The sequence below is a fragment of the Microbacterium sp. NPDC006705 genome (genome assembly GCF_044903545.1).
Classification (GTDB): domain Bacteria; phylum Actinomycetota; class Actinomycetes; order Actinomycetales; family Microbacteriaceae; genus Microbacterium; species Microbacterium plantarum.
Genome location: NZ_JBJDQQ010000001.1, coordinates 391,222 through 415,567, shown reverse-complemented (window position 1 = coordinate 415,567; position 24,346 = coordinate 391,222). Strand labels below are relative to the sequence as shown.

Sequence of the window (24,346 nt, the reverse complement as noted above, 5' to 3'; positions counted from 1 at the left end):
ACCTCTCGCGCATGCCGCCCGTGCTCCGCGTCTACTTCGGCTCGATACCCGCGGGGTGCGTCGGGGTCGGAGAGGGCATCTACGACGAGGCGGGCTACTGCGGCCCCCGCTGGCTGCGGCCCATCGTCCGCTTGTTCGCGGGGCGCGGGGTGATGTTCCCCGAACGGGGTACCGACGTACCGTTCGTGGTCGTGAACACGCCCCGGCGGGACGATTCTCTCCACGCGGAGCGCGACTTCCTCTTCGCCGGTGCCCCGCGGCGCATGGTCGACGCGATGAGCTGCGCTCGAACCGGCGAGATCGTCGACCGTCTCGGTCGTCGGGGCGGGCTGGAAGTGCGCCTTCGCGCCGAAGCCGACCTCCGCGGGATGCGGATGCGGTCCGTGGGACTCGCCGTCCGATTGGGTGCGGCGCGGCTGCCGCTTCCTCCGGTGGCGGGAGTGGCCGTGACCGAGACTGCGGACCACGCGGATGCCGTGGCGCAGCGCGTCGAGGTGAGCGTGCGGGCGTGGCTGATCGGGGAGCTCTTCCGCTATCACGGTTCGTTCACGTACCGCATCCAGCCGGCCGACGGGAACCCCGTCCGCGGCGTCGTACCCCCTGCCTAGACTGACGAGGTGGCAGACGGAGAACTCCCCGAGATCACCCTCGACGAGGCGCGCGCAGAATCCCGTGACCTGATCGACCGGATCACCGCGGCGCGCGACGCGTACTACGGTCGCGATGCCGAGGTCGTCGACGATGCGACGTACGACGGGTGGATGCGTCGCCTCGACGAGCTCGAGCGAGTGCATCCCGAGCTGCAGTCGCAGGACTCGCCCACGCAGACGGTCGGCGCCGCCGAGTCGACGCTGTTCGCGCCGGTCACGCACGCCGAACGGATGCTGAGCCTCGACAACGTCTTCTCGCCCGAAGAGCTGACCGATTGGTGCGTCAAGGCAGCGGCGTCCGCCGGCCGTCCTGTCCGTTGGCTCTCCGAACTCAAGATCGACGGACTCGCGATCAGCCTGCGCTACGAGAACGGCGTCCTGACATCTGCCGCGACACGCGGCGACGGCCGCGTCGGTGAGGACGTCACCGTGAACGCCCTGCGCGTCAGCGGCATCCCCGAGCGCCTCGCGGGAGACGGGCACCCGGCGGTCGTCGAGGTGCGCGGCGAGATCTTCATCCCCGTCGCTGAGTTCGCTCAGCTCAACGCGCTCCAGGCCGAGATGCGCGATCGTGTGGTCGAAGATGCGCGGTCCCGTTCCCGCGCGTTCGACGAGGAACGCGCGCGCATCAGCGCCGAGCGCCGATTCCCGGCCTTCGCGAACCCTCGCAACGCCGCGAGCGGGGGGCTGCGCCAGCAGCTCGACAAGAAGTCGGGTCTCGAGCTCGAAGCCTCCGAGGCCCGCGTCCGCTCACTCCGGCTCTACGTGCACGGGATCGGAGCCTGGCAGAATCCGCCGGTGTCGTCGCAGAGCGAGATCTATGCGCTCTTGGCTGAATGGGGTCTGCCCATCAGCCCGCACTCGCAGACCCACGAGAGCATCGACGGCGTGCTCGGCTACGTCGCGCACTTCGGCGAGAACCGTCACAGCGTCGAGCACGAGCTCGACGGTGTGGTCGTGAAGATCGACGAGCTGGCGCTGCACGACGAGCTGGGCGCGACCAGTCGCGCACCTCGCTGGGCGATCGCCTACAAGTACCCGCCGGAACAGGTCAATACCAAGCTGCTCGACATCGTCGTGTCGGTCGGTCGCACCGGCCGGGCCACGCCCTTCGCCGTGATGGCGCCCGCCCGCGTCGCGGGCAGCGTCGTGCGGCAGGCGACGCTGCACAACCAGGACGTCGTCCGCGCCAAGGGCGTCCTCATCGGCGACACCGTGGTGCTGCGGAAGGCGGGGGACGTCATCCCCGAAGTACTGGGACCCGTGGTCGAGTTGCGCGACGGCACGGAACGCGCGTTCGTCATGCCCACGAACTGCCCCGAGTGCGGGTCGCCGTTGCGCCCCGCCAAGGAGGGCGACATCGACCTCCGCTGCCCCAATGCGCGCTCCTGCCCGGCGCAGGTGCGTGGTCGCGTCGAGCACGTCGGGTCCCGCGGCGCCCTCGACATCGAGGCGCTCGGAGAGGTCACGGCAGCCGCCCTCACGCAGCCGCTGGGCGACGCCACCCCGCCGCTGGTGACCGAGGCCGCTCTCTTCGAGCTCACCCTCGATCAGCTCGTGCCGATCGAGGTCATCGTCCGCGACTCCGAGACGGGCGAGCCCCGTGTGGACGAGAAGACGGGCGAACCCGTGCGGCGTGCTCCCTTCCGGCGCAACCCCTCGGCTGCGGAGAAGAAGGATGGGCTGACCGGACCGCAACCGTCGGCGCAGGCACTGAAGCTGCTCGACGAGCTCGAGAAGGCGAAGACGAAGGAGCTGTGGCGGTTCCTCGTCGCGCTCAGCATCCGCCACGTCGGTCCGGTCGCGGCGCGTGCCCTCGCGCAGTGGTTCGGCTCGATCGCCGCGATCCGTGCGGCGACGCGGGACGAACTGGCGGCCGTCGAGGGCGTGGGCGGCATCATCGCGGATTCTCTGATCGACTGGTTCGAGGTCGACTGGCACAGCGAGATCGTCGAGCGATGGGAAGCCGCCGGGGCGCGGCTCGAGGTACCGGGTCACCCCGGACCGGGCGCAGCCGTGGTCGAGGGCGGAGTTCTCGAGGGCATCACCGTCGTGGCGACGGGATCGCTCGAGGGCTACACCCGCGAAGGCGCCCAGGAGGCGATCCTCGCCGCCGGTGGAAAGGCCGGCTCGTCCGTCTCGAAGAAGACCGACTTCGTCGCGGCGGGGCCGGGCGCAGGATCCAAGCTGGCCAAGGCAGAACAGCTCGGTGTGCGGATCATCGATGCCGCGCAGTTCCGCCTCCTCGTCGAGCAGGGGCCAGCGGCCCTCGATTCCTGAACAGGGGATGACGCGAGACCGGTGTCTGCGGCTCGACCTAGAGTGACGACGATCACAAGGAGGCCGCATGTCAGATCCGCTCACTCCGCAGGAGATCGCCTGGCTCGATCAGGAGCACCGCCGCGTCACCGAGACCATACGGCGTTACGGTGTGGCGGCCGAGTATGTCATCGGCGACCCGCCGCGCCGCCAGCCGAGCTTCGCATACTCGATCGGCTTGTTCGGCCTCGGTCATCCCGAGGTCCTCGTCTTCGGATTGAATGACGCGAACGCGGGTGCTCTCATCAACGACGTTGCGGCGCGTGTGCGGGCCGGGTCGGATCTCACGGTCGGCGAGGTGCTGTCATTCCCCGGCTGGGCGCATCGCGTGAGCGTGGCGGAGGTCCCGAACCCCGGCGAGGTGCTGTTCTCGGCCAACTCGTACTACGACCGGCCGCCGTTCGCCTCGGTCCCGGCCCTCCAGCTGATCTACGACGATATCGAGGGTCGCTTCCCCTGGGATGAGGGGTACAGCAGGCCGCGCTGGCTGCAGCCGGAGCCGGGCGCCTTCCGCGCGTGAGCGAAGGGCGGGGATCAGCCCGCGAGGAGCCGATCGCGGACTTGGCGACGCAAGACCTTGCCGATCATCGACTTCGGCAGCTCGTCGACGACGACCACCCGACGCGGCACCTTGTAGGGCGTCAGGATGCCGCGGCAGAAGTCCCGCACGTCGGCCTCGTCGATTGTCGCCCCGGGGGCGGCGACCACGGCGGCCACGACATCCTCGCCGGAATGCTCGCTGGGCAGCCCGACGACGGCGGCGTCGGCGATCTGCGGGTGCTGACGCAGCGCGATCTCGACCTCGGTCGGTGCGACGTTGAAGCCGCCGGTGATGATGAGTTCCTTGATCCGGTCGACGATCCGCACGAATCCCGCCTCGTCGATCGTCACGATGTCGCCCGTGCGGAACCAGCCGTCGACGAAGACCTTCTCGGTCTCCTCGGGCTTGCCGTAGTAGCCGGTGAACACCTGGGGGCCGCGGACCAGTAGCTCGCCCCGCCCGCCGGGCTCGACGTCCCGTGTCGGTTCGTCCGGGTCCACGACGCGGCACTCGGTGCCGGGAAGCGGTAGACCGACGGTGCCGGGGACACGGTTCCCGGCCACGGGATTGGCCATCAGGACGGGGGAGCATTCCGACAGCCCGTATCCCTCGACGAGGTATCCGCCCGTCGATGCCTCGAACGGCACGACGAGCTCGTGGGGGAGCGCCATCGCGCCGGAGATCGCGACCTGCGTGCCCGCGAGCGACACCCCCCCGGCATCGGCTGCCGCCAGCAGGCGCTCGGCGATCGGCGGAACCAGGGGCAGGAGAGTGGCCGGGTGACGCTTGTGGACCGCGAGCACCAGGGCCGGATCGAACTTCGGGAAGAGGACGAGCCGCGCACCCATCGACATCGCGAAGGTGAGGCAGAGGGTCAGGCCGTACGCGTGGAACATCGGCAGCACCGCGTAGACGACGCAGCCCGCGCCGCGCTCGATCGTCGGGGTCCACGCCTGCGCCTGGGCCGCGTTCGCCAGGAGGTTGCGATGCGTGAGCGCCGCGCCCTTGGGGTTGCCCGTCGTGCCGCTGGTGTACTGAATCAGAGCGAGATCGCCCGTGGTCGGACCCACGTGGCTCGCCGGCAGGGGATCGTGGCGTTCGGCATCCGACCAGAACCCGTGCACGCGATTGCGGGCCACGGGAGAGGTGAGTGCTTCACGCGACTCGCGCGCCTTGGCGATGGGCAGGCGGAGCGCCGCCCGCATGTGGAACGGCATGGCCGTGGTGATGTCGACGGCGATCACGGCGTTGAGGGCCAGATCGTCGGGGAAGTCGAGCAGCACCGAGACGAGCTTGCTCCAGACGATGGCGACCTTCGCGCCGTGATCTTCGAACTGCTTGCGCATCTCGCGCGGGGTATAGAGCGGGTTGTGCTCGATGACGACGGCCCCCAGGCGCAGAACGGCGTAGAAGGCCACGATGTGCTGCGGGCAGTTGGGCAGCACGATAGCCACCCGGTCGCCGCGGCGCACACCGGCATCCCGCAGGTACGCGGCGGCTCGTTCGATCCGGTCCTGCAGCTGCTGGTACGAGACCGTGCGGCCGAAGAACTCCAGCGCCGGGGCGTCCGGATGCTCGCGCGCGGAGGTCGCGACGATGTCGACGAGTGAGCCTGTGATGGGCGGGAGGTCCTCCGGCACCCCGTCGGCGTAGCTGGCGATCCAGGGACGTGGCGGGTCGTAGGTCGTCACGCTGACACCCTACGGGTCTCGCGGGCGATCGGGCCCCAACTAGAATCGTCGGGTGTCTGAAATCACCCCCGATCTCGTGCGCCACCTCGGCGTGCTCGCCCGGATCCAGCTGAACGACGAGGAGGTCGAGCGTCTCACGGGACAGCTCGACGCGATCGTCGACAACATCGCGAAGGTGTCGGAGGTGGCGACGCCGGATGTTCCGGCGACGAGCCACCCGATCGCCCTCGAGAACGTCTTCCGCGAGGACGTCCCCGGCGACATGCTCACGCTCGACCAGGTTCTCCAGAACGCACCCGAACGAGCGGACGACCGTTTCCGCGTGACCGCGATCCTGGGGGAGGAGCAGTGAGCGACATCATCCGGTCGAGCGCCGCCGAGCTCGCCGCCCGTCTGGCCGACCGCAGCATCAGCAGCGTCGAGGTGACTCAGGCTCACCTCGACCGCATCGCCGCCGTCGATGGTGACGTGCACGCGTTCCTGCACGTCTCCGAGCACGCCCTCGAGGTGGCGGGCGAGATCGACGCGCGCCGCGCCGCGGGTGAGGAGCTCGGCGAGCTGGCGGGTGTGCCCCTCGCGATCAAGGACGTGCTCGTCACCACGGACATGCCGTCGACGAGTGGGTCGAAGATCCTCGAGGGCTTCATGTCGCCGTACGACGCGACGGTCGTGGCGCGCGCTCGTGCTGCGGGACTCGTCCCGCTCGGCAAGACGAACATGGACGAGTTCGCGATGGGCTCCTCGACGGAGCACTCCGCGTACGGGCCGACCCGCAATCCGTGGGACCTCGACCGCATCCCCGGCGGCTCCGGGGGCGGTTCCGCCGCCGCCGTCGCCGCGTTCGAGGCGCCGCTCGCCCTCGGATCCGACACCGGCGGCTCGATCCGTCAGCCCGCGCACGTCACGGGCACGGTCGGAGTGAAGCCGACGTACGGTGGCGTCAGCCGCTACGGCTCCATCGCGCTCGCCTCGAGTCTCGACCAGGTCGGTCCCGTCTCGCGCACCGTTCTCGACTCGGCTCTGCTGCACGACGTCATCGGCGGCCACGACCCGCACGACTCGACGTCGCTGGCGGACCAGTGGCCGTCCTTCGCCGCGGCAGCGCGCGAGGGTGCCCGGGGCGATGTGCTGCGCGGACTCAAGGTCGGCGTCATCCGCGAGCTCGCCGATGTCGGCTTCCAGCCCGGCGTCAGCGCGTCGTTCCGCGCATCTTTGGCGGCGATGGAGGCGCAAGGCGCGGAGATCGTCGAAATCAGTGCACCCCACTTCGAGTACGGGGTCGCCGCGTACTACCTGATCCTCCCGGCCGAGGCGTCGAGCAACCTCGCGAAGTTCGACTCGGTGCGGTTCGGACTTCGCGTCGACGTGCCCGGCGGCACCGTCGAGGACGTCATGTCGGCGACCCGCGAAGCCGGCTTCGGCGACGAGGTCAAGCGCCGCATCATCCTGGGCACCTACGCCCTGTCGGCCGGCTACTACGACGCCTACTACGGCAGCGCTCAGAAGGTGCGGACGCTCATCCAGCGCGATTTCGACGAAGCTTTCGCGCAGGTCGATGTCATCGCGACTCCGTCCGCACCCACGACCGCGTTCCGTCTCGGCGAGCAGATCGACGATCCGCTGCAGATGTACCTGAACGACGTGACGACCATCCCGGTCAATCTCGCCGGCGTTCCGGGGATCTCCATTCCGTCGGGGCTGTCGGATGACGATGGTCTGCCGGTCGGTATCCAGTTCATCGCTCCGGCGCGCCAGGACGCACAGCTGTATCGGGTGGGCGCCGCGCTCGAGTCTCTGCTCGTCGACAGCTGGGGCGGCCCGCTGCTCGACCGCGCACCGATCCTGGGAGGGGCACGCTGATGGCTGCCAAGGTCGCACTGATGGACTTCGACAAGGCGCTGGAGCTGTTCGAGCCCGTGCTCGGCTTCGAGGTGCACGTCGAGCTGAACACGCGCACGAAGATGTTCTCGCCGGCTGCGAACCCGGCTCACCCCGACAACCACGGCGCAGCTCCGAACACCCTCGTCGCGCCCGTCGACATGGGTCTGCCCGGGGCGCTCCCTGTCGTGAACGAGACGGCGATCCGGTCGTCGATCAGCCTGGGTCTCGCGCTCGGCTGCTCGATCGCACCCTCGAGCCGCTTCGCGCGGAAGAACTACTTCTACCCGGACCTCGGCAAGAACTACCAGATCTCGCAGTACGACGAGCCGATCGCGTTCGAGGGCGCGGTCGAGGTGGAGCTGTCCGACGGCACCACCGTCACCGTCGACATCGAGCGGGCCCACATGGAGGAGGATGCGGGCAAGCTCACGCACATGGGCGGCGCCGCGGGTCGTATCCAGGGCGCCGAGTTCTCGCTCGTCGACTACAACCGAGCCGGAGTGCCGCTCGTCGAGATCGTGACCAAGCCGATCTTCGGTGCCGAGCACCGCGCGCCGGAGATCGCGAAGGCCTATGTCCGCACGATCCGCGACATCGTCATCGGCCTGGGTATCTCGGAGGCGCGCCTCGAGCGGGGGAACCTGCGGTGCGACGCGAACGTGTCGCTGCGTCCCCGGGGCCAGGAGAAGCTCGGCACGCGTACCGAGACGAAGAACGTCAACTCGATGCGCTCCGTCGAGCGTGCGGTGCGCTACGAGATCCAGCGTCAGGCCGCCATCCTCGCCGAGGGCGGCACCATCACGCAGGAGACTCGGCACTGGCATGAGGACACCGGCACGACCTCGCCGGGGCGCCCGAAGTCGGATGCCGACGACTACCGGTACTTCCCGGAGCCCGATCTGCTGCCGGTCGCACCGTCGCCGCAGCTGATCGACGAGCTCCGCGCGGCCCTTCCCGAGCCGCCGGCTGCCCGACGCCGCCGGCTGCAGGGCGAATGGGGCTTCACCGACCTCGAGTTCCAGGACGTCGTCAACGGCGGCCTGCTCGCCGAGGTCGACGCGACGGTCGCGGCGGGGGCGTCGCCCGCTTCGGCCCGCAAGTGGTGGACCGGCGAGATCACGCGCGTCGCGAACGCGCGTGGGGCCGAGCCGCAGGCGCTCGTCTCGCCGGCTGACGTGGCGGCGCTGCAGAAGCTGGTGGATGCCGGAACCCTGACCGACAAGCTGGCGCGCCAGGTGCTCGAGGGCGTGATCGACGGCGAAGGCTCGCCCCAGGAGGTCGTGGATTCGCGCGGCTTGGCTGTGGTGTCGGACGACGGCGCTCTGATCGCCGCGATCGACGACGCCCTCGCCGCTCAGCCGGACGTCCTGGCGAAGATCAAGGACGGCAAGGTGCAGGCTGCGGGAGCGGTGATCGGCGCGGTCATGAAGGCTATGAAGGGTCAGGCCGACGCCGCGCGCGTGCGCGAGCTGATCCTCGAGCGCGCGGCCCAGTAGGCGCAGCTTCGTCGCACGGCCGCGTCGTCCGACGGCGCGGCCGTTGTCGGCGGTACCCGCGACAATAGAAGCATGGGACGCGGCGACGGCACGGGACGCATCGTGTCGCCGCCGGATGCGGACGACACCGGCACCCGCATCCTCCACGTCGACATGGACGCCTTCTACGCGGCCGTCGCGGTGCTGGACGACCCGTCCCTCGCGGGCAAGCCCATCATCGTCGGCGGCGTGGAGCGCCGCGGCGTCGTCTCGAGCGCCTCGTACGAAGCGCGGCGCTTCGGCGTCCGGTCGGCGATGCCGGTCGCGCGCGCCCTGCAGCTGTGCCCGCAGGCCATCGTGGTCCCGACGACGTTCGAGCGCTACACGGAGCTCTCTCGACGCGTGATGGAGATCTTCCGGTCGATCACGCCACTAGTTGAGCCGCTCTCGATCGACGAGGCGTTCCTCGACGTGAGCGGCGCCCGTCGGCTCTGGGGGAGCCCGCGCGAGATCGCGCAGCTCATTCGACGGCGCGTGCTGAGCGAGACCGGCCTCACCTGCAGCGTGGGGGTCGCGGCGACGAAGCACGTCGCCAAGATGGCGTCGACGATCTCCAAGCCTGACGGGCTCCTCGTCGTCGCCGAGCATCAGACGCTCCGCTTCCTCACAGGTCGCCCGGTCGGTGCCCTGTGGGGCGTAGGGCCCAAAGCCGCCGAGGCCCTCCTCGCGCGCGGCATCCGGACGGTGGCCGACGTGTGGGACACCCCGCGCTCCGTCCTCGACCGTGCGCTCGGTCCGGCGATGGGCGAGCGCGTGTGGCATCTCTCGCGCGGTCACGACGCTCGTCAGGTGCAGACCGAGCGGGCCGAGAAGAGCATCTCGCACGAGGAGACGTTCTCCCACGACGTCACCGACCTCACGGTGCTCCGTTCCGAGCTCAGGCGTCTGGCCGACCGGGTGGGCGCGCGACTGCGCGCTGGCGGCTGGGAGGCTGGCACGGTGTCGATCAAGGTGCGACTGAGCGACTTCTCGACGTACTCCCGCTCGCAGACTCTGCCCCTGGCGACGAACGTCGGGCAGCGCATCGGGTCAGCGGCGATCGAGTTGCTTTCGTCGGTGGAGCTCTCGCAACCGGTGCGACTCATCGGCGTCCGAGCCGAGAAGCTGCGTCCGGACGGCACGGGCGGCCTCACGCTCTGGGACGACGATGAGGAATGGCGCCGCGTCGACGACGCCCTCGACGGGGCCCGCGCCCGCTTCGGCCGGGGTGCGGTCACGCGGGCGAGCGTGCTCGGACCTCGTCGCGACGTCGGCGCCATGCCGACCAACCCGCGCCCCGACCACGAACATTGACACCTGTACCGCGGCACCCGGGGGAGGGTACGGTGGGTCCATGCCCAACCTCGCACTCGAACTCGGCAAGCAGACCGCGAATCTCGGCGTCACCAGCGTCTACGGCGAACAGCAGGATGTCGACGGCATCACGCTCATTCCGGTCGCGCTGACGTGGAGCGGCTTCGGGGCCGGCGAGGACAATGAGGGAAACAGCGGCGGTGGGGGCGGCGGCTACGCCATCCCCGTCGGGGCGTACGTGCGCAAGGGCGATGATCTGCGTTTCGAGCCGAACCTCGTGTCGCTGGTCGCCGTCGGCATTCCCTTCGTCTGGGTCGTGGGCCGCGCTCTCAGCCGTGTCATCCGCGCCCTCAAGAAGTAGGGCCGTCGCGCGCCTGACCTCGGCGGCGCTCGTCCGCACCGTCCTCGACGAGGTCTCGCCGGGCGACGTCGTGATCATCGATGGGCGCAGCGGCGCGGGAAAGTCCACGCTGGCGCGCGAGCTCCAGCGACAGTGGGACGGCGCGCAGCCGCCGCAGTTGGTCGCGCTCGATGAGCTGTATCCCGGATGGGATGGCCTCGCTGCGGGTGCCGAGTACGCCGTCGCGCGCGTGCTCGCCCCGCGTCGCACAGGCGCGCCCGCGCGCTGGCAGCAGTGGGATTGGGCGGCGGACCGCTATGGCCAGGATCGCGCGCTGAAGGGCGACGAGTCGATCATCCTGGAGGGCAGCGGTGCGCTGACTGCTGCGGCCGCAGCCTTCGCGACCGTACGGATCTGGTTGGACGCGCCGAGCGATGTGCGCAAGCGGCGTGCCCTGGACCGCGACGGTGACACCTATCGGCCGCACTGGGAGCGCTGGGCGGCGCAGGAGCAGGACCACATCGCTCGGAACGATCCCCGCCGCCTCGCGACGCACGTCGTCGAACTGGTCTGATCACCCGTCGAGTGCTTGCAGCAGCATCTCCTGCCGGTACCCGAGCCACTCGTAGACGTCGAAGCGGGGATCCCCCATCGGCATGATGCTCTCGTCGGTGATGCCGATGCGCTCCGCAAGCACCAGACGGAGCCCAGCGAGCGTCCTCAGCCACGCGGTCTGCTCTTGCGGATCGAGCGTGAGTCCCTCGCCGGACGCCGTATGGGTGGAGCGATCGCGGGAGCCTCTCGCGAGGGTGGCCAGCACCAGGCGCGCATCCGCGGCGCGTGTCGCAGCGACATCGTCTCGTGTGAGGGCGCGGAACTCCGTCGCGGCAGCCGGGTCGTCCGGGTATGCGTCGGGGGAGAGCCGGCGGGCTGCCGGATCCCGAGGATCGTCGGGGGTTTCGACGAGCTCGAGGTACTGATCGACGAGTTCGCGGAGATAGTCCGCCTCGGCCGCGGGCAGCGCGAAAACGATGGTCGTGGTCATTCGTTCGCCCGTCTGACCGTCGCCCAGAGGCCGAATTCGTGCATCGCGCGCGTGTGCGCCTCCATCGCTTCGCGCGGACCCTCGGCGACGATCGCGTGCCCCTCGTGATGGACGGAGAGCATGAGCTGCGTCGCGCGGTCGCGCGAGTACCCGAAGTAGGTCCGGAAGACGTGGACCACATACGACATGAGGTTCACCGGGTCGTTCCACACGACGGTCTGCCATGGTTCGTCGGGCGCAGCACGGAGGTCGGTCTCGATGTCGAGGTCGGGGAGAGCGGTGCTCATCAGGCCCATCCGAGCTCGTGCAAGCGGTCGTCGTCGATGCCGTAGAAGTGGGCGATCTCGTGGACCAGCGTGGTGTGGACCTCGTCGCGAAGGCCGGCGACGTCGGCGCACGCGTGAAGATGCGGTTCGCGGTAGACGATGATGCGGTCGGGGAGCTCACCCTGCCCGTAGCGCTCGCGCTCTGTGAGGGCGTAGCCGTCGTAGAGGCCGAGCAGGTCGAGGCTGCCGTCTTCCGGGCGGTCTTCGACGACGAAGATGACGTTGTCGAGTCCGTCGACCATGTCGTCGGGGAGGCGATCCAGCTCGTCGGTGACGAGGAGCTCGAACTCCTCGACATCCATCTCGATCATCTGCACTCCCGGACCGGGGTGTTTACGTGGGGTGGCTAACGGGACTTGAACCCGCGACCCCCGCGACCACAACGCGGTGCTCTACCAACTGAGCTATAGCCACCATGTCTCCCGGTGAAACCGGGCAACCAGACGATTGTATTACACGGATGGGGCATACGACGACACGGCGGCCTCAGCGGCTGCCCGAGCCTCGTCGCTCGTGGGTCCGGGCGCCGGCACGAACACGGCGGAACGGTAGTAGGCGAGCTCGCGGATCGACTCTCGGATGTCGGCCAGCGCCCTGTGTCCGCCGTCCTTGGCCGGTGCCTGGAAGTAGGCGCGGGGGAACCAGCGCCGCGAGAGCTCCTTGATGCTCGAGACGTCGACGTTGCGGTAATGCAGCCAGGAGTCGACCCGGGGCATGTACTTCGCGAGGAACATCCGGTCGGTGCCGATCGTGTTGCCGGCCAGGGCTGCCTTGCCTTCGGGCACGAAGCGCTGGATGTACTCGAGCACCGCCGCTTCAGCGTCGACGAGGGGGACGCCCGAGTCGAGCTCGGAAAGCAGGCCCGACGTCTCGTGCATCGCGGTCACGAAGTCGCCCATGTTCGCTCGCGCCGCCTCGCTCGGACGGATGACGAGCTGGAAGCCCGGGTCGAGCTGCCGCAGCTCGTAGTCGGTGACGATGACCGCCACCTCGACGAGCTCGTCGACGCTGAGATCCAGCCCCGTCATCTCGCAATCGATCCATACGAGACGGTCGTTCTCGGCTGTTCCCACCATGTCGCCCATCCTAGTGACCGGTCGCGACACGGTCGTTTTAGAAAACTGTTGACCGCGCGCGGCATATGCGACCATCATGACTACTACGTCGTAGTAATACGTAGTAGAAGTGCGAGGAAGCATGTTCAGAATCGGCATCATCGGCACGGGCGGCATAGCGAGTGCCCACATCGGCGGGTACCTCGCGTTCCCTGGGGAGTGCGAGATCGTCGCCCTTGCCGACGTCATGCCGGGAAAGGCGGCGCAGAAGGCCGAGGAGTTCGGCCTGAGGGATGCCGCCGGCTACGACGACCCGCTCCGGATGATCGCGGAGGCCGATCTGGACCTCGTCAGCATCGCGACTCCGCCGTCGACGCACGCGGCCCTCTCGATCGCGGCGTTGGACGGCGGTGTGAATGTGCTGGTCGAGAAGCCGATGGCGCCGTCCCTCGAAGAGTGCGACGCGATGCTGGCCGCCCAGGAGCGCTCAGGCAAGGTGCTCTCGGTCGTCGCACAGAACCGGTTCCGCGACGACCTGGCGACGCTCAAAACCGTCGTCGACTCGGGGCTTCTCGGTCCGATCTCCTCCGTGCGGGTGGATTCGGCGTGGTGGCGCGGGCTGCCCTACTACGACCTCTGGTGGCGTGGCACCTGGGAGAAGGAGGGCGGCGGTTGCACCCTCAACCACGCGATTCACCACATCGACCTGCTGCTGTGGCTCCTCGGCCGCCCGATGGAGGTGACCGCGATGCTCGCCAACGCGCAGCACGACAACAGCGAGGTCGAGGATCTCTCCGTCGCGGTCCTCCGCTACGAACGCGGGCTCGCCCAGCTCACCAGCTCCGTGGTCCATCACGGGGAAGAGCAGGAGATCGTCATCCAGGGGGCGAACGCCCGGGTGTCGCAGCCGTGGCGGGTGATCGCCGAGCGCGCCGATGGTGGCGGATTCCCCGCGCAGGGCGGTGATCCCGAGCTGGTGGCAGCGATCGAGGCTGTCGTCACTGCCCGGGAACCTCTCGCGCACACCGGGCACGCGGGGCAGATCGGAGACCTGCTCGCCGCCATCCGGGAGGGGCGCGCTCCGGTCGCGGACGGGCGGGACGGCCGCAACGCGATCGAGGTCGTCTCGGCCATCTACAAGGCGGGCATCGAGCGCACCTTCGTCGACCTCCCGATCCCCGCCGACGACCCCTACTACCGCGCCGGCCAGCTCGTCGAGCGCGCACCCCGCTTCTACGAGAAGCAGCACTCACTCATCGAGGCGGCATCGTGACCGGCCTCTCGTTCCCCGGCGGCACCTCGCTGTCGCACCTCGACATCTACCACGACGCCGCCCCCGATGGCATCTGCGGCGGCAGTCCGCACATCCACCTCGTCTCGACGGAGGCTTACCTCGTCGTCGAGGGTCGTGGCGCCCTTCAGACGATCGACGGCGAGGGGGTCCGGGAGACCGAGCTGAATGCCGGATCGGTCGTCTGGTTCACGCCGGGCACGATCCACCGTGCGGTCAACCGCGGCGGGCTGAAGGTGCTGGTGCTGATGAGCAACGCGGGACTGCCGGAGGCCGGCGATGCCGTCATGACCTTCCCCCCGCATATCGTCGGCGACCCGGCGGCGTACGCCGAGGCGGCAGCACTGGGCGAGGGGGAGGAGCGGGCCGCGCGCGCCGCTCGCCGTCGGGACCTGGCCGTGACGGGGTTCCAGGCCTTGCGCGATGCGGTCGCCGCCGGCGATCGGGCTCCGCTCGACGACTTCTACGCAAGCGCCGGCGCGCTCGTCCGCGACCGGGCGGCCGCCTGGAGCGAGCTCGTCCGCGCCGGTGCGCTCGCTCAGGCGCAGACCTCGCTGACGCTCACCGAGGCCACCGCGCGCGGCGACGTCGCCCATCTGCGCGATGCCCGAGCCCGTGTCGCTCCCGCGCCCCCCGGGGAACGCGCCTTCGGCATGTGCGGACGGATCCGTGCCTACGACCTGACAGACCAGGAGAACACCCGATGACCGATTCATACACTTTCGACCCCCTCCCGCGCCCCGTCGTCGCTCCGGGCGAGTTCGCTTTCGCGGCGGTCGGTCTCGACCACGGCCACATCTTCGGCATGACCGATGGACTGATCGGCGCCGGGGCGACGGTGACCTGGGTGTTCGACGAGGATCACGCACGCGCCGCCGCGTTCGCGAAGCAGTATCCGACGGCACGCATCGCCTCGAGCGAGCAGGAGGTCCTGAACGACCCCGCGGTTCGGCTGGTCGCGACCGCCGCGATTCCGTCGCAGCGTGCGCCCATCGGACTGCGGGCGATCGACGCAGGGAAGCACGCTTTCGTCGACAAGGCGCCCCTGACGACCTTCGCGCAACTGGATGCCGTCCGGGAGGCGACCGCACGGACGGGTCTGCTCTATGCGGTGTACTACGGCGAGCGCGTGCACTCGGAGGCGGCGATCCTCGCAGATCAGCTCGTCCAGCGGGGCGCGATCGGCAGGGTCGTGCAGGTCGTGTGCTTCGGTCCGCATCGCATCGGCGGGGGACGCCCCGATTGGTTCTACGACCCGGCGCAGTACGGCGGCATCCTCTGTGACATCGGCAGCCACAACTTCGACCAGATCCTCCATTACACGGGTGCGACGACCGGTCGGGTGTCGACCTCGACCATCGCGAACTACGCGCATCCGGAGACTCCCGGCCTGCAGGACTTCGGCGACGCGCACGTGGTCCTCGACAACGGTGCGACGGGATACGTCCGCGTCGACTGGTTCACCCCCGACGGCTTGGGAGTTTTCGGTGACGGGCGCACGCTTCTGCTGGGCACCGACGGGTACATCGAGCTGCGCAAGTACATCGACATCACGACCGACAACGGTGGTGGCCAGGTGCTCCTCGTGAATCAGGAGGCGCAGCACCGGTTCAACGCGAACGGCATGACGGGGTTCCCGTATTTCGGGCAGCTCATCCGCGACTGCATCGATGGCACCGAAACCGCGATGAGCCAGGACCACGCCTTGATGGCGGCGGAGCTCAGCCTGCACGCGCAGATGGGCGCGACGGTGATCGGCTCTCCGTCGCCGGCGCCCGTCCTGACACCCTGACGGGGACCCGGTCACGAAGACCACGAGGATGTGGAGTTCCGAATGACGCAATCCGTTCACGCGCCGGTTCGGCTCGGGGAGGGCCCGAGGCCGGGCACCGCCACGCGCGCGATCACCACGGCGCCCGCGAAGCGGCGACTGTTCCGCCGTGATCGCACCCCGCGAGCCAAGCAGACCTGGCGTCGTGCCCTCGTCCGCGACTGGCGGCTGTACACCTTCCTTCTCGTGCCGGTCGTCTTCCTGCTCGTGTTCCGGTACATCCCGATGCTCGGAAACGTCATCGCCTTCCGGCGGTTTCGCCCCGGGGGATCGATCTTCGGCGACGAGTGGGTGGGCTTCTACTACTTCGAGGCGTTCATCTCGAACCAGCAGTTCTGGACGGTGTTCTGGAACACGGTGGTGCTCGGAGGCCTCACCCTGCTGATCACGTTCCCGCTGCCGATCATCCTGGCGCTCATGCTCAACGAGCTGCGCTCGCGTCGCTTCAAGCGCATCGTGCAGACGATCTCGTATCTTCCGCACTTCATGTCGGTCGTCATCGTCGCCGGCCTGGTGCTGCAGCTGACCGCTCTGAACGGGACGGTCAACCAGGTCGTCGAGGCGATGGGGGGCGACCCCGTGCCGTTCATGCAGCGCCCCGAGTGGTTCCGCTCCATCTACGTGTCGTCCGAGGTGTGGCAGACGGTCGGCTGGGGAACGATTCTGTACCTCGCCGCGCTCACCACCATCGACGATCAGCTCTACGAGGCCGCCCGCATCGACGGGGCCAATCGCTGGCAGCAGACCTGGCACATCACACTGCCGGGGATCCGCCCGACGATGATGGTCCTCCTCATCCTGAACATCGGCTCCTTCATGGCCGTCGGGTTCGAGAAGGTCCTGCTGTTGCAGAATCCACTCATCTACTCGACGGCGGACGTCATCTCTACGTATCTCTACCGCGTCGGCATCCAGTCGGCCCAGTTCTCGTACGGAACGGCCATCGGTCTGTTCGAGGCCGTCATCGGCCTCGTGCTCGTCCTCGGCGCGAACGCCCTCTCCCGTCGATTGGTTGGTACCTCGCTGTGGTGACTGAAGCCCTTCCCCCGAAGCCAGACAGTGCCCGCGTGCGCCGGGAGACCGGCATCATCAAGGAGTCAGCGGGTTACCGCACCTTCCGTGTGGTGAACGCCGTCGCGCTCGTGCTCGTCTGCGTCGTGACGCTCTATCCGTTCATCAACCTCGTCGCCAAGGCGTTCTCGTCGGAGGGGTACATCGCCGCCGGCGAAGTGAACCTGATCCCGCGCGGCTTCAACATCGACACGTTCCGCGTTGTCATGAACGACGGCACGTTCTGGACGAACTACGGGAACACGTTCCTGTACACGATCGTCGGAACCGTCATCGCGATGGCGATCACCACGACGTACGCCTACGCGCTCAGCAAGCCGTATCTGAAGGGACGGACCTTCTTCGTCGGCATCGCGGTGTTCACGATGTTCTTCGGCGGCGGGCTCATCCCCAACTACATCCTCATCGCCAACTACCTCGGCTGGCGCAACAGCATCTGGGCCGTCGTGGTACCCGGAGCGCTGAGCGTCTTCAACCTGCTCGTCATGAAGTCCTTCTTCGAGAACTTCCCGGAGGAACTCGAAGAAGCCGCAGCGATCGACGGGCTCACGACCTACGGCATCTTCTTCCGGATCGTGCTGCCGCTGTCGAAGGCCGTGCTCGCGACGATGACGCTGTTCTACGCCGTGAGCATCTGGAACTCGTGGTTCAACGCCTTCCTGTTCCTGGACGACAAGTCACTGTTCCCGGTGACCGTCTACCTACGGAACCTCATCGCGGCGGCGACGGGGGTCCAGGAAGCGATCGGCGGCGAGTCCGCTCAGGTCGCTTCGAACATCCAGGCCGTCACGATGCTGCTCACCGTGCTCCCCATCATCTGCCTGTACCCCTTCATCCAGCGCTACTTCGTCTCGGGCGTGATGCTCGGGTCGGTGAAGGGCTGAATCCCCTACGTCGAACGACGACGTTCACACAGAGGAGAAACACCATGAGAATCACTCGCCACACCCTCGCCGGTGCCGCGGGCCTGGCTGCGGTCGCGGTCGCGCTGTCCGCCTGCTCCGGGCCCGCGACCGAGGATGCCGCCCGCGACGGCGGTGCCACGATCGGAGAGGCCCAGTCCGTCGGCGCAATGGAGGACTTCGAGGCCGGGGTCTCCTTCGCCGCGACCGAGCCGGTCCAGTTCTCGATCATGTATCGGGACCACCCCAACTATCCGGTGAAGGACGACTGGTCGTTCTTCGAGCATCTCGAGAAGGACCACAACGTCACGTTCTCCCGTACGGACATCCCGATGGCCGATTTCGATCAGAAGAAGTCTCTTCTCATCGGCAGCGGCGAGGCCACCGACATCATCTCGTCGACGTACGCGGGATCTGAGACGCAGTTCGTCTCGGGCGGTGCGATTCTGCCGGTCTCGGACTACTTCGACTACATGCCGAACTTCCAGCAGAAGATCGCTGATTGGGACCTCGAGGACGATCTCCGGAATCGTCGCCAGGAGGACGGGAAGATCTACCACCTTCCCGGCTTGCGCGAGGTGCCCGATGTCCAGTACTCGGTGGCCATCCGCGAGGATCTGTGGAAGAAGGCCGGCATCACCGAGGACCCGGCGACCTGGGACGAGTACCTCGAGCAGCTCGAGAGGGTGAAGCAGGCGAATCCCGAGCTGGACTACGCGATGTCGGATCGCTGGACGGATGCGACACCGCTCGGCTCCCTGCTCAGCATCATGGCGCCGAACTACCCCACGGCCGCGGGCTGGGGCTACGCGAACACGTGGTACGACCAGGATGCCGGCGAGTACGTGTTCACGGGAGCATCGGACGGATACAAGCAGGTCGTGTCCGATGCTGCTGCTCTCGTCGAGGCAGGCGTCCTGGACCCGGAGATCACCCAGAGCGATGACCAGGCTGTGCAGAAGTTCATCTCGGGCAAGTCGGCCGCGATCTCCGGGAACACCCAGACGATCGCGGAATACCGGCAGAAGTTCGCCGACTCGGGGCAGGGCGACGTCCCGATCCGCCTGATCTCGCTCCCGGGCGGGCCGGCGGGCGACAAGCTTCCGAGTGGCCGCTTCACCTCGGGCATCCTCATCTCGAGCGATGCGGCCGAGAAGCCGTACTTCAAGGCACTGCTGCAATTCGTCGACTGGCTGTACTACTCAGACGAGGGCCTCGAGTTCGCTCAGTGGGGTGTCGAGGGCGAGACGTTCACCCGCGAGGCCGACGGTACTCGCAAGCTGATGGACGATATCGCGTGGAGTTCGATCAACGCCGGCGCCCCACAGCTTCTCAACGCCGACTACGGCTACAGCAACGGGGTCTTCCTTCTCGCGAACGGCTCGTCCCAGGAGCTGGTGCTCTCGATGATGACCGACGAGATCGCCGAGTGGACCGCTGAGCAGCTCGAGAAGAAGGAACAGCTGCCCACCGCCCCGGCTCCGTTGCTCAACGAGATCGAGCTCGAGCAGACCTCTCTGCTGCAGACGCAGCTGACGGATGCCGTCCACGCGGCGACCGCGTCGTTCATCACGGGCCAGCGCTCCATCGAGGACGACTGGGACGCTTACGTGGCCGAGCTCGAGGGCTTGGGGTCGCGCCAGCTCATCGACACGTTCAACACGGCGCTCGAGCGCACGCAGAATCAGGGATGACCGAGAGCGGCCGGCTTTCTGACCGGGGCGGGCCGCCTCGTCTCGTCGAGTGAAGGAGCCGAGGAAATGGATGCGGAAACCACCACGATTCGTCGCGGCGACCCGGCAGATGAGGTCGGCCGCGGCCCCCTCTCACGCGGTGCCGCCTTCATCTACCGGCAGATGGTCCTGGAGGCGCAGCTGCTGCTCGCGTCGCTGCCCTCCGTCGTAGCGGTGCTGCTGCTGGACCGGGACCCGTCGAACGTCCCCCTCTTCGTCCTCGCGCTGCTGCCCGTCGCCCCCGCCCTCGTGGCGGGGGTGGCGGCGGCGATGGTTCCGCGCACCGACCTGTCGCCGGGTCGGCACTTCTTCCGTGCGTATGGCCGCGAGCTCGTGCCGACCCTCCGCTGGGCGGCCCCGGCGGCGGTGGCTCTCGCTCTGCTCGCCTTCAACCTCATCCACCTGGACGGCGTCGACGGCGGGGCGACGCTGCGCCCGCTCTACAGCGTCCTCGGGCTGCTGATCCTCGTCTGGGCCGGGCACATGGTCGTCCTGACGGCCGGGTTCCACTGTCGCGCGCGCGATGCAGCGCGTGTCGCGGCGGCGCAGCTCGCTTCCCAGTGGCGGTTCTCGCTGGGGGTGCTGTCCCTGCTGATCGTGACGGTGTTTACCGTGATCGTGGTGAGCGAGACCGTCGTGCTGCTCCTCCTGTGGGCGTTCGCGGGTCTGCTCGCGCTCATGGCTCGACCGCTGCTGGCGGACACCGCGCGGAGATTCACGCCGCAGGCCTGAGCGGCGCCTGGAGTGCCCCCGACAGGATTCGAACCTGTGACCAACGGATTAGAAGGCCGCTGCTCTATCCACTGAGCTACGGAGGCGGATGCTTCTACGCTATCGCGCGGAGACGCCGGTTTCGGGCCGGATGCCGCGGAACACTGGTTCCGGGGCGGTCGGGGGCGTACCCTGCGGGTGTCGGAAGGGGTTCGATGATGAACGCGCAGACACGATCGACCGCACTGTGGGTGGCCTACGGCGCCGGGGGAGTCGCGGGAATGATCCGCCACCGCGGCGACGAGTACATCGTGACGATGGCGGGTGCGGACGCCGAACTCGGCGCGTACCCCACGATGGAGATCGCCAAGAACGCGCTGCATGCGCACATGGCGCCGGGAGCGGACTGGCCTACGTTCCGGGAGCACTGAGGCCGCCCACCGCCGCGGCTGGTGTTGTGTGACGTCGGCGGCGTGCCCGGCCGTCGAAGACCGGCAGGCTCACGTGCACCATGGGCCCGATGAGCACAGCGAAGAGCACTGTGCCCAGGCCAACCGTGCCGCCCAGGAGCCAGCCCGTGACGAGCACGGTCGCCTCGACCCCGAGCCGCCCCGCCCAGATGGGCCAGCCCCACCGCTGATGGATTCCGGTCATCAAGCCGTCGCGGGGGCCGGGACCCAATCGCGCCCCGATGTAGATGCCCGAGGCGACACCGACGAGCGCCGTGCCCGCGATGAACATCGCCACCCGCGCGATCCAGTGATCGGGCGTGCTCACGAGCGGGAGGGTGAACTGCATCGCGGCGCCGACCACGAGGATGTTCGCGACGGTGCCGACACCGGGCTTCTGACGGAGTGGGATCCACAGGAGCAGGACCAGGAACCCGGTGATGCTGACGACCCAGCCGATCCCGATGCCGGTGTTCTTGCTGATTCCTTCGGCCAGGACGGTCCAGGGGTCGAGACCGATTCCCGCGTCGACCATCACCGCGCACCCCGCTCCGAACAGGATGAGGCCGACGATGAGCTGCGAGAAGCGGAGTATCACTCGTCTATTGCACTGCAGGATTGGCCGTAGCGAAAGATGCCAATTCCCGTATCGTGGCCGTATGCACTCCCGGATCTCCGCCAGGTCGCTCGAAGCGTCGCTCGGAGGATGGCGTACCCGCGAGCCGGCCTATGAAGCGCTCGCGGACGGCGTCCGACTGCTGTGTCTGGACAACCGCATCGCGGCGCGCACCCTGCTCCCCGCCGAGCGCGCCCTGGCGCAGACGCTGGGGCTGAGCCGCACGACGGTGGCGAGCGCCTATGCGAGCCTGCGCGCGAGCGGGCACATCAAGAGCGTGCGGGGCTCGGGCAGCGTCACCACTGCTCAGCCGTTGCGCGGGGGTGGGACGGTGTTCGCCGAACCGGGGTCGATCGACCTGCAGCAGGCGAGCCCGAGCGCCTGGCCGGGCTTGGCCGGCGTGATGGCGGAGATGGCGTCGGATGCGGCCCGACTCGTCTCGCGGACCGGATACGACACCCTCGGGTCGACCGGCCTGCGAGACGCCATCGCCGAACGCTACACCGCGCGTGGCATTCCCACGGCGCGCGATCAGATTCTCGTGACCGCGGGCGCGCAGAGCGCCATCCACCTCATCGCCGAGGTGCTCGTGGCGCGGGGCGATCGCGTGCTCGTCGAGACGCCGACCTATCCGCATGCGGCGGAGGCGCTCAGGGCCGCGGGAGCGCGGCTCGTAGCCGTACCCGTGACGACCGCGCACGGCTGGGACCTCGACCGCCTGGACGAAGCCGCGCGACGGACGCGACCGACGCTCGCCTACCTGATGCCCACGCTGCAGAACCCGACCGGCCGCTCCATGACGGCGACGGAGCAGAATGCACTGCGCGAGGTGGCTCAGCGGGGGTGCACCCTCGTCGTCGACGAGACGACGGCCGAACTGTCGTTCGGCGCACCGGCACCCGCAGCCCTTCCGGACGACGACGTCGTGCGGATCGGTTCGCTCGGCAAGACGGTGTGGGGCGGCCTGCGCGTCGGATGGGTTCGCGCCCAGCCGGAGGTCATCCGGCGGCTGCATGCGGCGCGGCCGGCGCGCGACCTCGGCACGCCCGAGTTCGAGCAGGAGGTGGCGGCGAGGGTGATTCCGCGGATGCCGGAGATCCTGCCGCAACGCGCCGAGTTGCTCGCCACGGGATACCGCGCGGTCCGAGCCGCGCTGCGCGACAGGCTGCCGGACTGGGACGTCCCCGAGGTCTGCGGTGGCGTGGCGCTCTGGGTCGGTCTTCCGGCGCCGCTCAGCGGACCGCTCGTTCTGGGTGCCCGTGCCGAGCACGTGTATCTCAGCGGCGGACAGCGCTTCGCGGTCGACGGCGGGCACGAGAACCGTCTGCGGATCCCGTTCACCGCGTCGCCTGCAGAACTGGAGCGCGCCGTCGAAGTGCTGGCCTCGGTGTGGCCGCGCCTGGCGAGCGGAGCTCGGACGGCCGGCCCCACGCCTCTCGACGCCCTGGTCTGAGCTGTGCGAGCCGGGCAGAGGGGGCGAAGGTCAGCGAGAGAGTCGGAGGGTGTCGGACGCCTCATTGATGCGCCAGAATTCGCCGATCGCCCGGAAGGAACGTGACGGCGGGTGGAACCGGAGCGCGCGGAAGCGGTCTCCGGTGGGCGTCTGGACGCGCGCGACGAGGCCCCTGACGTGTCCATCGCCCTCGACGACTCGCCAGCGGTCGGTCCCGATAGCGATGAGCTCGCCGCCCGGCCGCTGTTCCCGGGCCTGTGGGGTGTGGGCCTGCACCAACGTCATGATCTCCTCCTCGCGAACGAGGCTAGAACGGGCCTCGGACATCCGCGGGAACACGCGGACGGCGCCCGTGGTTGGCTAGGGTGAGACCTCGCGCAAGCGGGAGAACGGAGCTTTCCATGACCACCACCTTCATCCTCGCCGGCGGCTGCTTCTGGTGCCTCGATGCCGCTTATCGTGCGCTCGACGGTGTGTCCGAGGTCGTGTCGGGCTACATCGGCGGGCACGTTCCGCACCCGAGCTACGAGGCGGTGTGCACCGGCACGACCGGTCATGCCGAGGCGGTGTCGGTGACGTTCGACCCCGATGTCATCCCGGCCGACGTCATCCTCGATGCGTTCTTCACGATGCACGACCCGCGTCAGCTCAATCGCCAGGGTGCCGATGTCGGCACTCAGTACCGCTCGGCCATGTTCCCGCTCGACGAAGACCAGCGCGAGCTCTTCGCGGCGGCCCGCGACCGCGCCGACGAGATGTGGGGTGGCGGGGTCGTGACGACGATGGAACCCGCCGACACGTTCTACCCGGCCGAGGACTACCACCAGGACTTCTTCGCGAAGAACCCGGGGCAGGGATACTGCCTCGCGGTGGCCGTTCCCAAGGTGAACAAGGTGCGCGCGCGCTTCGCGGAGTACGCCCGCAGCTGACTCCTCCCCAGCGCGATTCGAGGGCGGTTCTGCACCGATGTGCGGAACCGCCCTCGGTGTTCCGGCGCCGGGGCCGAGGCTGGAAGCGCTCCGGCACCCGACGGGCACTCGGGTGTCGGAGCGTCCCACCTTCCGTGCCCTGCTGAGGAGCAGACATGTCAGATCGCATCACCGTCATCGGCAACATCGCCACCGAGCCCGAGCAGCGACGGACGGGTACCGGCATCCCGGTCACGAGCTTCCGTCTCGCGAGCAGCCAGCGCTACCGGGACGCCCAGTCCGGCGAGTGGATCGACGGCACCACCAACTGGTACCGGATCAGCGTGTTCCGTGGGCTCGGAGAGAATGCGTTCGCGTCCCTGCGGAAGGGGCAGCGGGTCATCGTCGACGGGCGGCTGCGGCTGAAGGAGTGGGAAGCCGGCGAGAAGCGCGGCATCGAGATCGAGATCGACGCCGACGCGATCGGTCCCGACCTCAAGTGGGGGACCGCGTCGTTCCAACGGACCCCCCGCACGGATGCGGCCGGTCCCGCACGTCCCGGCGGGGCGGCCGATGGCACCGAGGCCGCCGGCGAGAACGCGGCCCACCCCGTGACCACCGACGGCGAGTGGGCCGTCGCTCCGGTGCCCGAGAGGGACCCCGTCGAGCCGACGCCGTTCTGACGCCGCGAGTCGGGGACCGGGG

At 68.7% G+C, this 24,346-nt stretch carries 27 protein-coding genes and 2 tRNA genes; 20 read left to right on the top strand and 9 right to left on the bottom strand.

From position 1 onward, the window contains the following. The first annotated feature begins 11 nt into the window (after positions 1 to 11). The 3 genes from ACI2K6_RS01925 (at position 12) to ACI2K6_RS01915 (ending at position 3,489) form a co-directional block, all read left to right on the top strand. Positions 12 to 608, top strand: coding sequence for a DUF4166 domain-containing protein (locus ACI2K6_RS01925; protein WP_274177825.1), 597 nt, complete (start codon positions 12 to 14; stop codon positions 606 to 608). A gap of 9 nt (positions 609 to 617) precedes the next feature. Further along, positions 618 to 2,930 (top strand): NAD-dependent DNA ligase LigA, encoded by a 2,313-nt coding sequence (gene ligA, locus ACI2K6_RS01920; RefSeq protein WP_354450690.1) that lies wholly within the window; start codon positions 618 to 620, stop codon positions 2,928 to 2,930. A 67-nt stretch (positions 2,931 to 2,997) separates the two neighbouring features. Further along, positions 2,998 to 3,489 carry a DUF4262 domain-containing protein gene (locus ACI2K6_RS01915; RefSeq protein ID WP_269266391.1) on the top strand — a complete coding sequence of 164 codons (492 nt, stop codon included), beginning with the start codon at positions 2,998 to 3,000 and terminating at the stop codon, positions 3,487 to 3,489. Between the two features lie 14 nt (positions 3,490 to 3,503). On the opposite strand, the gene ACI2K6_RS01910 is transcribed toward ACI2K6_RS01915, so the two are convergent. Continuing rightward, a complete protein-coding gene (locus tag ACI2K6_RS01910) occupies positions 3,504 to 5,201 on the bottom strand; it encodes a long-chain-fatty-acid--CoA ligase (RefSeq protein WP_404567903.1) in 1,698 nt (565 codons plus the stop codon). Positions 5,202 to 5,253: 52 nt separating this feature from the next. Here ACI2K6_RS01910 and gatC point away from each other — a divergent pair, with 52 nt between their 5' ends. The 6 genes from gatC (at position 5,254) to ACI2K6_RS01880 (ending at position 10,824) form a co-directional block, all read left to right on the top strand. Beyond that, positions 5,254 to 5,553 carry an Asp-tRNA(Asn)/Glu-tRNA(Gln) amidotransferase subunit GatC gene (gatC, locus tag ACI2K6_RS01905; RefSeq protein WP_112614600.1) on the top strand — a complete coding sequence of 100 codons (300 nt, stop codon included), beginning with the start codon at positions 5,254 to 5,256 and terminating at the stop codon, positions 5,551 to 5,553. Next, on the top strand, positions 5,550 to 7,061 hold the full coding sequence (gene gatA, locus ACI2K6_RS01900; RefSeq protein ID WP_112614602.1) for an Asp-tRNA(Asn)/Glu-tRNA(Gln) amidotransferase subunit GatA: 1,512 nt from the start codon (positions 5,550 to 5,552) through the stop codon (positions 7,059 to 7,061). Before gatC ends, gatA begins: the two co-directional genes overlap by 4 nt. Further along, the gene (gene gatB / locus ACI2K6_RS01895) at positions 7,061 to 8,578 is read left to right on the top strand and encodes an Asp-tRNA(Asn)/Glu-tRNA(Gln) amidotransferase subunit GatB (RefSeq protein WP_269266387.1); all 1,518 of its coding nucleotides are present in this window, start codon (positions 7,061 to 7,063) and stop codon (positions 8,576 to 8,578) included. The genes gatA and gatB overlap by 1 nt, the downstream gene beginning before the upstream one ends. Positions 8,579 to 8,650: 72 nt before the next feature. Then, on the top strand, positions 8,651 to 9,910 hold the full coding sequence (gene dinB, locus ACI2K6_RS01890) for a DNA polymerase IV (RefSeq protein WP_404567900.1): 1,260 nt from the start codon (positions 8,651 to 8,653) through the stop codon (positions 9,908 to 9,910). Between the two features lie 40 nt (positions 9,911 to 9,950). Beyond that, complete coding sequence (locus ACI2K6_RS01885; protein WP_112614608.1) at positions 9,951 to 10,271, top strand: hypothetical protein; 321 nt, start codon at positions 9,951 to 9,953, stop codon at positions 10,269 to 10,271. Next, complete coding sequence (locus ACI2K6_RS01880; RefSeq protein ID WP_274177831.1) at positions 10,246 to 10,824, top strand: hypothetical protein; 579 nt, start codon at positions 10,246 to 10,248, stop codon at positions 10,822 to 10,824. Before ACI2K6_RS01885 ends, ACI2K6_RS01880 begins: the two co-directional genes overlap by 26 nt. On the opposite strand, the gene ACI2K6_RS01875 is transcribed toward ACI2K6_RS01880, so the two are convergent. The 5 genes from ACI2K6_RS01875 to orn all read right to left on the bottom strand — a co-directional run bounded on the left by ACI2K6_RS01875 (position 10,825) and on the right by orn (position 12,697). Next, a complete protein-coding gene (locus tag ACI2K6_RS01875; RefSeq protein WP_274177832.1) occupies positions 10,825 to 11,295 on the bottom strand; it encodes a DUF2017 family protein in 471 nt (156 codons plus the stop codon). Beyond that, positions 11,292 to 11,591, bottom strand: coding sequence for an ATP-dependent Clp protease adapter ClpS (gene clpS / locus ACI2K6_RS01870; RefSeq protein ID WP_112614614.1), 300 nt, complete (start codon positions 11,589 to 11,591; stop codon positions 11,292 to 11,294). The genes ACI2K6_RS01875 and clpS overlap by 4 nt, the downstream gene beginning before the upstream one ends. Beyond that, positions 11,582 to 11,932, bottom strand: a complete 351-nt coding sequence (locus ACI2K6_RS01865; RefSeq protein ID WP_274177833.1) for a metallopeptidase family protein — start codon at positions 11,930 to 11,932, stop codon at positions 11,582 to 11,584. The genes clpS and ACI2K6_RS01865 overlap by 10 nt, the downstream gene beginning before the upstream one ends. A gap of 27 nt (positions 11,933 to 11,959) precedes the next feature. Then, a tRNA-His gene (locus ACI2K6_RS01860) sits at positions 11,960 to 12,035 on the bottom strand. A 38-nt stretch (positions 12,036 to 12,073) separates the two neighbouring features. Continuing rightward, positions 12,074 to 12,697 (bottom strand): oligoribonuclease, encoded by a 624-nt coding sequence (orn, locus tag ACI2K6_RS01855; RefSeq protein ID WP_112614618.1) that lies wholly within the window; start codon positions 12,695 to 12,697, stop codon positions 12,074 to 12,076. 121 nt (positions 12,698 to 12,818) lie between these two features. Here orn and ACI2K6_RS01850 point away from each other — a divergent pair, with 121 nt between their 5' ends. The 7 genes from ACI2K6_RS01850 to ACI2K6_RS01820 all read left to right on the top strand — a co-directional run bounded on the left by ACI2K6_RS01850 (position 12,819) and on the right by ACI2K6_RS01820 (position 20,236). Then, complete coding sequence (locus ACI2K6_RS01850) at positions 12,819 to 13,949, top strand: Gfo/Idh/MocA family protein (RefSeq protein ID WP_274177834.1); 1,131 nt, start codon at positions 12,819 to 12,821, stop codon at positions 13,947 to 13,949. Further along, positions 13,946 to 14,674 (top strand): cupin domain-containing protein, encoded by a 729-nt coding sequence (locus ACI2K6_RS01845; RefSeq protein ID WP_274177835.1) that lies wholly within the window; start codon positions 13,946 to 13,948, stop codon positions 14,672 to 14,674. The genes ACI2K6_RS01850 and ACI2K6_RS01845 overlap by 4 nt, the downstream gene beginning before the upstream one ends. Next, positions 14,671 to 15,759, top strand: coding sequence for a Gfo/Idh/MocA family oxidoreductase (locus tag ACI2K6_RS01840; RefSeq protein ID WP_323987646.1), 1,089 nt, complete (start codon positions 14,671 to 14,673; stop codon positions 15,757 to 15,759). Before ACI2K6_RS01845 ends, ACI2K6_RS01840 begins: the two co-directional genes overlap by 4 nt. 42 nt (positions 15,760 to 15,801) lie before the next feature. Beyond that, positions 15,802 to 16,830 (top strand): sugar ABC transporter permease, encoded by a 1,029-nt coding sequence (locus ACI2K6_RS01835; protein ID WP_114589445.1) that lies wholly within the window; start codon positions 15,802 to 15,804, stop codon positions 16,828 to 16,830. 35 nt (positions 16,831 to 16,865) lie between these two features. After that, the gene (locus ACI2K6_RS01830) at positions 16,866 to 17,753 is read left to right on the top strand and encodes a carbohydrate ABC transporter permease (RefSeq protein WP_269266274.1); all 888 of its coding nucleotides are present in this window, start codon (positions 16,866 to 16,868) and stop codon (positions 17,751 to 17,753) included. A 44-nt stretch (positions 17,754 to 17,797) separates the two neighbouring features. After that, entirely contained in the window at positions 17,798 to 19,465 is a 1,668-nt protein-coding gene (locus tag ACI2K6_RS01825) for an extracellular solute-binding protein (protein ID WP_282502528.1), read from the top strand. Between the two features lie 66 nt (positions 19,466 to 19,531). Then, a complete protein-coding gene (locus tag ACI2K6_RS01820) occupies positions 19,532 to 20,236 on the top strand; it encodes a hypothetical protein (protein ID WP_404567895.1) in 705 nt (234 codons plus the stop codon). A 13-nt stretch (positions 20,237 to 20,249) separates the two neighbouring features. Here ACI2K6_RS01820 and ACI2K6_RS01815 read toward each other — a convergent pair. After that, a tRNA-Arg gene (locus ACI2K6_RS01815) sits at positions 20,250 to 20,322 on the bottom strand. A 111-nt stretch (positions 20,323 to 20,433) separates the two neighbouring features. Between ACI2K6_RS01815 and ACI2K6_RS01810 the strand changes: the two genes are divergently transcribed. Next, positions 20,434 to 20,646: a methyltransferase gene (locus tag ACI2K6_RS01810; RefSeq protein ID WP_146752001.1), complete on the top strand. Its 213-nt coding sequence runs from the start codon at positions 20,434 to 20,436 to the stop codon at positions 20,644 to 20,646. Here ACI2K6_RS01810 and ACI2K6_RS01805 read toward each other — a convergent pair. Then, positions 20,627 to 21,262 (bottom strand): YitT family protein, encoded by a 636-nt coding sequence (locus tag ACI2K6_RS01805; protein WP_112614634.1) that lies wholly within the window; start codon positions 21,260 to 21,262, stop codon positions 20,627 to 20,629. The two genes, ACI2K6_RS01810 and ACI2K6_RS01805, sit on opposite strands and share 20 nt — an antisense overlap. 61 nt (positions 21,263 to 21,323) lie before the next feature. Here ACI2K6_RS01805 and ACI2K6_RS01800 point away from each other — a divergent pair, with 61 nt between their 5' ends. Continuing rightward, positions 21,324 to 22,733 (top strand): PLP-dependent aminotransferase family protein, encoded by a 1,410-nt coding sequence (locus ACI2K6_RS01800; RefSeq protein WP_404567893.1) that lies wholly within the window; start codon positions 21,324 to 21,326, stop codon positions 22,731 to 22,733. 30 nt (positions 22,734 to 22,763) lie between these two features. Here the strand turns inward: ACI2K6_RS01800 and ACI2K6_RS01795 are convergent, their stop codons facing one another. Then, the gene (locus ACI2K6_RS01795) at positions 22,764 to 23,018 is read right to left on the bottom strand and encodes a hypothetical protein (RefSeq protein ID WP_282502533.1); all 255 of its coding nucleotides are present in this window, start codon (positions 23,016 to 23,018) and stop codon (positions 22,764 to 22,766) included. 116 nt (positions 23,019 to 23,134) lie between these two features. Between ACI2K6_RS01795 and msrA the strand changes: the two genes are divergently transcribed. Together msrA and ssb are read left to right on the top strand one after the other, a co-directional pair. Continuing rightward, a complete protein-coding gene (msrA, locus tag ACI2K6_RS01790; protein WP_112614640.1) occupies positions 23,135 to 23,662 on the top strand; it encodes a peptide-methionine (S)-S-oxide reductase MsrA in 528 nt (175 codons plus the stop codon). Positions 23,663 to 23,817: 155 nt separating this feature from the next. Further along, positions 23,818 to 24,324, top strand: a complete 507-nt coding sequence (gene ssb / locus ACI2K6_RS01785) for a single-stranded DNA-binding protein (protein ID WP_354450667.1) — start codon at positions 23,818 to 23,820, stop codon at positions 24,322 to 24,324. Positions 24,325 to 24,346: the final 22 nt, after the last annotated feature.

Bases quoted from the DNA above. Each gene is read 5' to 3' on its own strand.
- ACI2K6_RS01925 (WP_274177825.1), top strand. From the start codon at position 12: ATGCCGCCCGTGCTCCGCGTCTACTTCGGCTCGATACCCGCGGGGTGC.
- ACI2K6_RS01915 (WP_269266391.1), top strand. From the start codon at position 2,998: ATGTCAGATCCGCTCACTCCGCAGGAGATCGCCTGGCTCGATCAGGAG.
- gatB (WP_269266387.1), top strand. From the start codon at position 7,061: ATGGCTGCCAAGGTCGCACTGATGGACTTCGACAAGGCGCTGGAGCTG.
- dinB (WP_404567900.1), top strand. From the start codon at position 8,651: ATGGGACGCGGCGACGGCACGGGACGCATCGTGTCGCCGCCGGATGCG.
- ACI2K6_RS01885 (WP_112614608.1), top strand. From the start codon at position 9,951: ATGCCCAACCTCGCACTCGAACTCGGCAAGCAGACCGCGAATCTCGGC.
- ACI2K6_RS01875 (WP_274177832.1), bottom strand. From the start codon at position 11,295: ATGACCACGACCATCGTTTTCGCGCTGCCCGCGGCCGAGGCGGACTAT.
- clpS (WP_112614614.1), bottom strand. From the start codon at position 11,591: ATGGGCCTGATGAGCACCGCTCTCCCCGACCTCGACATCGAGACCGAC.
- ACI2K6_RS01865 (WP_274177833.1), bottom strand. From the start codon at position 11,932: ATGATCGAGATGGATGTCGAGGAGTTCGAGCTCCTCGTCACCGACGAG.
- orn (WP_112614618.1), bottom strand. From the start codon at position 12,697: ATGGTGGGAACAGCCGAGAACGACCGTCTCGTATGGATCGATTGCGAG.
- ACI2K6_RS01850 (WP_274177834.1), top strand. From the start codon at position 12,819: ATGTTCAGAATCGGCATCATCGGCACGGGCGGCATAGCGAGTGCCCAC.
- ACI2K6_RS01840 (WP_323987646.1), top strand. From the start codon at position 14,671: ATGACCGATTCATACACTTTCGACCCCCTCCCGCGCCCCGTCGTCGCT.
- ACI2K6_RS01835 (WP_114589445.1), top strand. From the start codon at position 15,802: ATGACGCAATCCGTTCACGCGCCGGTTCGGCTCGGGGAGGGCCCGAGG.
- ACI2K6_RS01825 (WP_282502528.1), top strand. From the start codon at position 17,798: ATGAGAATCACTCGCCACACCCTCGCCGGTGCCGCGGGCCTGGCTGCG.
- ACI2K6_RS01820 (WP_404567895.1), top strand. From the start codon at position 19,532: ATGGATGCGGAAACCACCACGATTCGTCGCGGCGACCCGGCAGATGAG.
- ACI2K6_RS01810 (WP_146752001.1), top strand. From the start codon at position 20,434: ATGAACGCGCAGACACGATCGACCGCACTGTGGGTGGCCTACGGCGCC.
- ACI2K6_RS01800 (WP_404567893.1), top strand. From the start codon at position 21,324: ATGCACTCCCGGATCTCCGCCAGGTCGCTCGAAGCGTCGCTCGGAGGA.
- ACI2K6_RS01795 (WP_282502533.1), bottom strand. From the start codon at position 23,018: ATGACGTTGGTGCAGGCCCACACCCCACAGGCCCGGGAACAGCGGCCG.
- msrA (WP_112614640.1), top strand. From the start codon at position 23,135: ATGACCACCACCTTCATCCTCGCCGGCGGCTGCTTCTGGTGCCTCGAT.
- ssb (WP_354450667.1), top strand. From the start codon at position 23,818: ATGTCAGATCGCATCACCGTCATCGGCAACATCGCCACCGAGCCCGAG.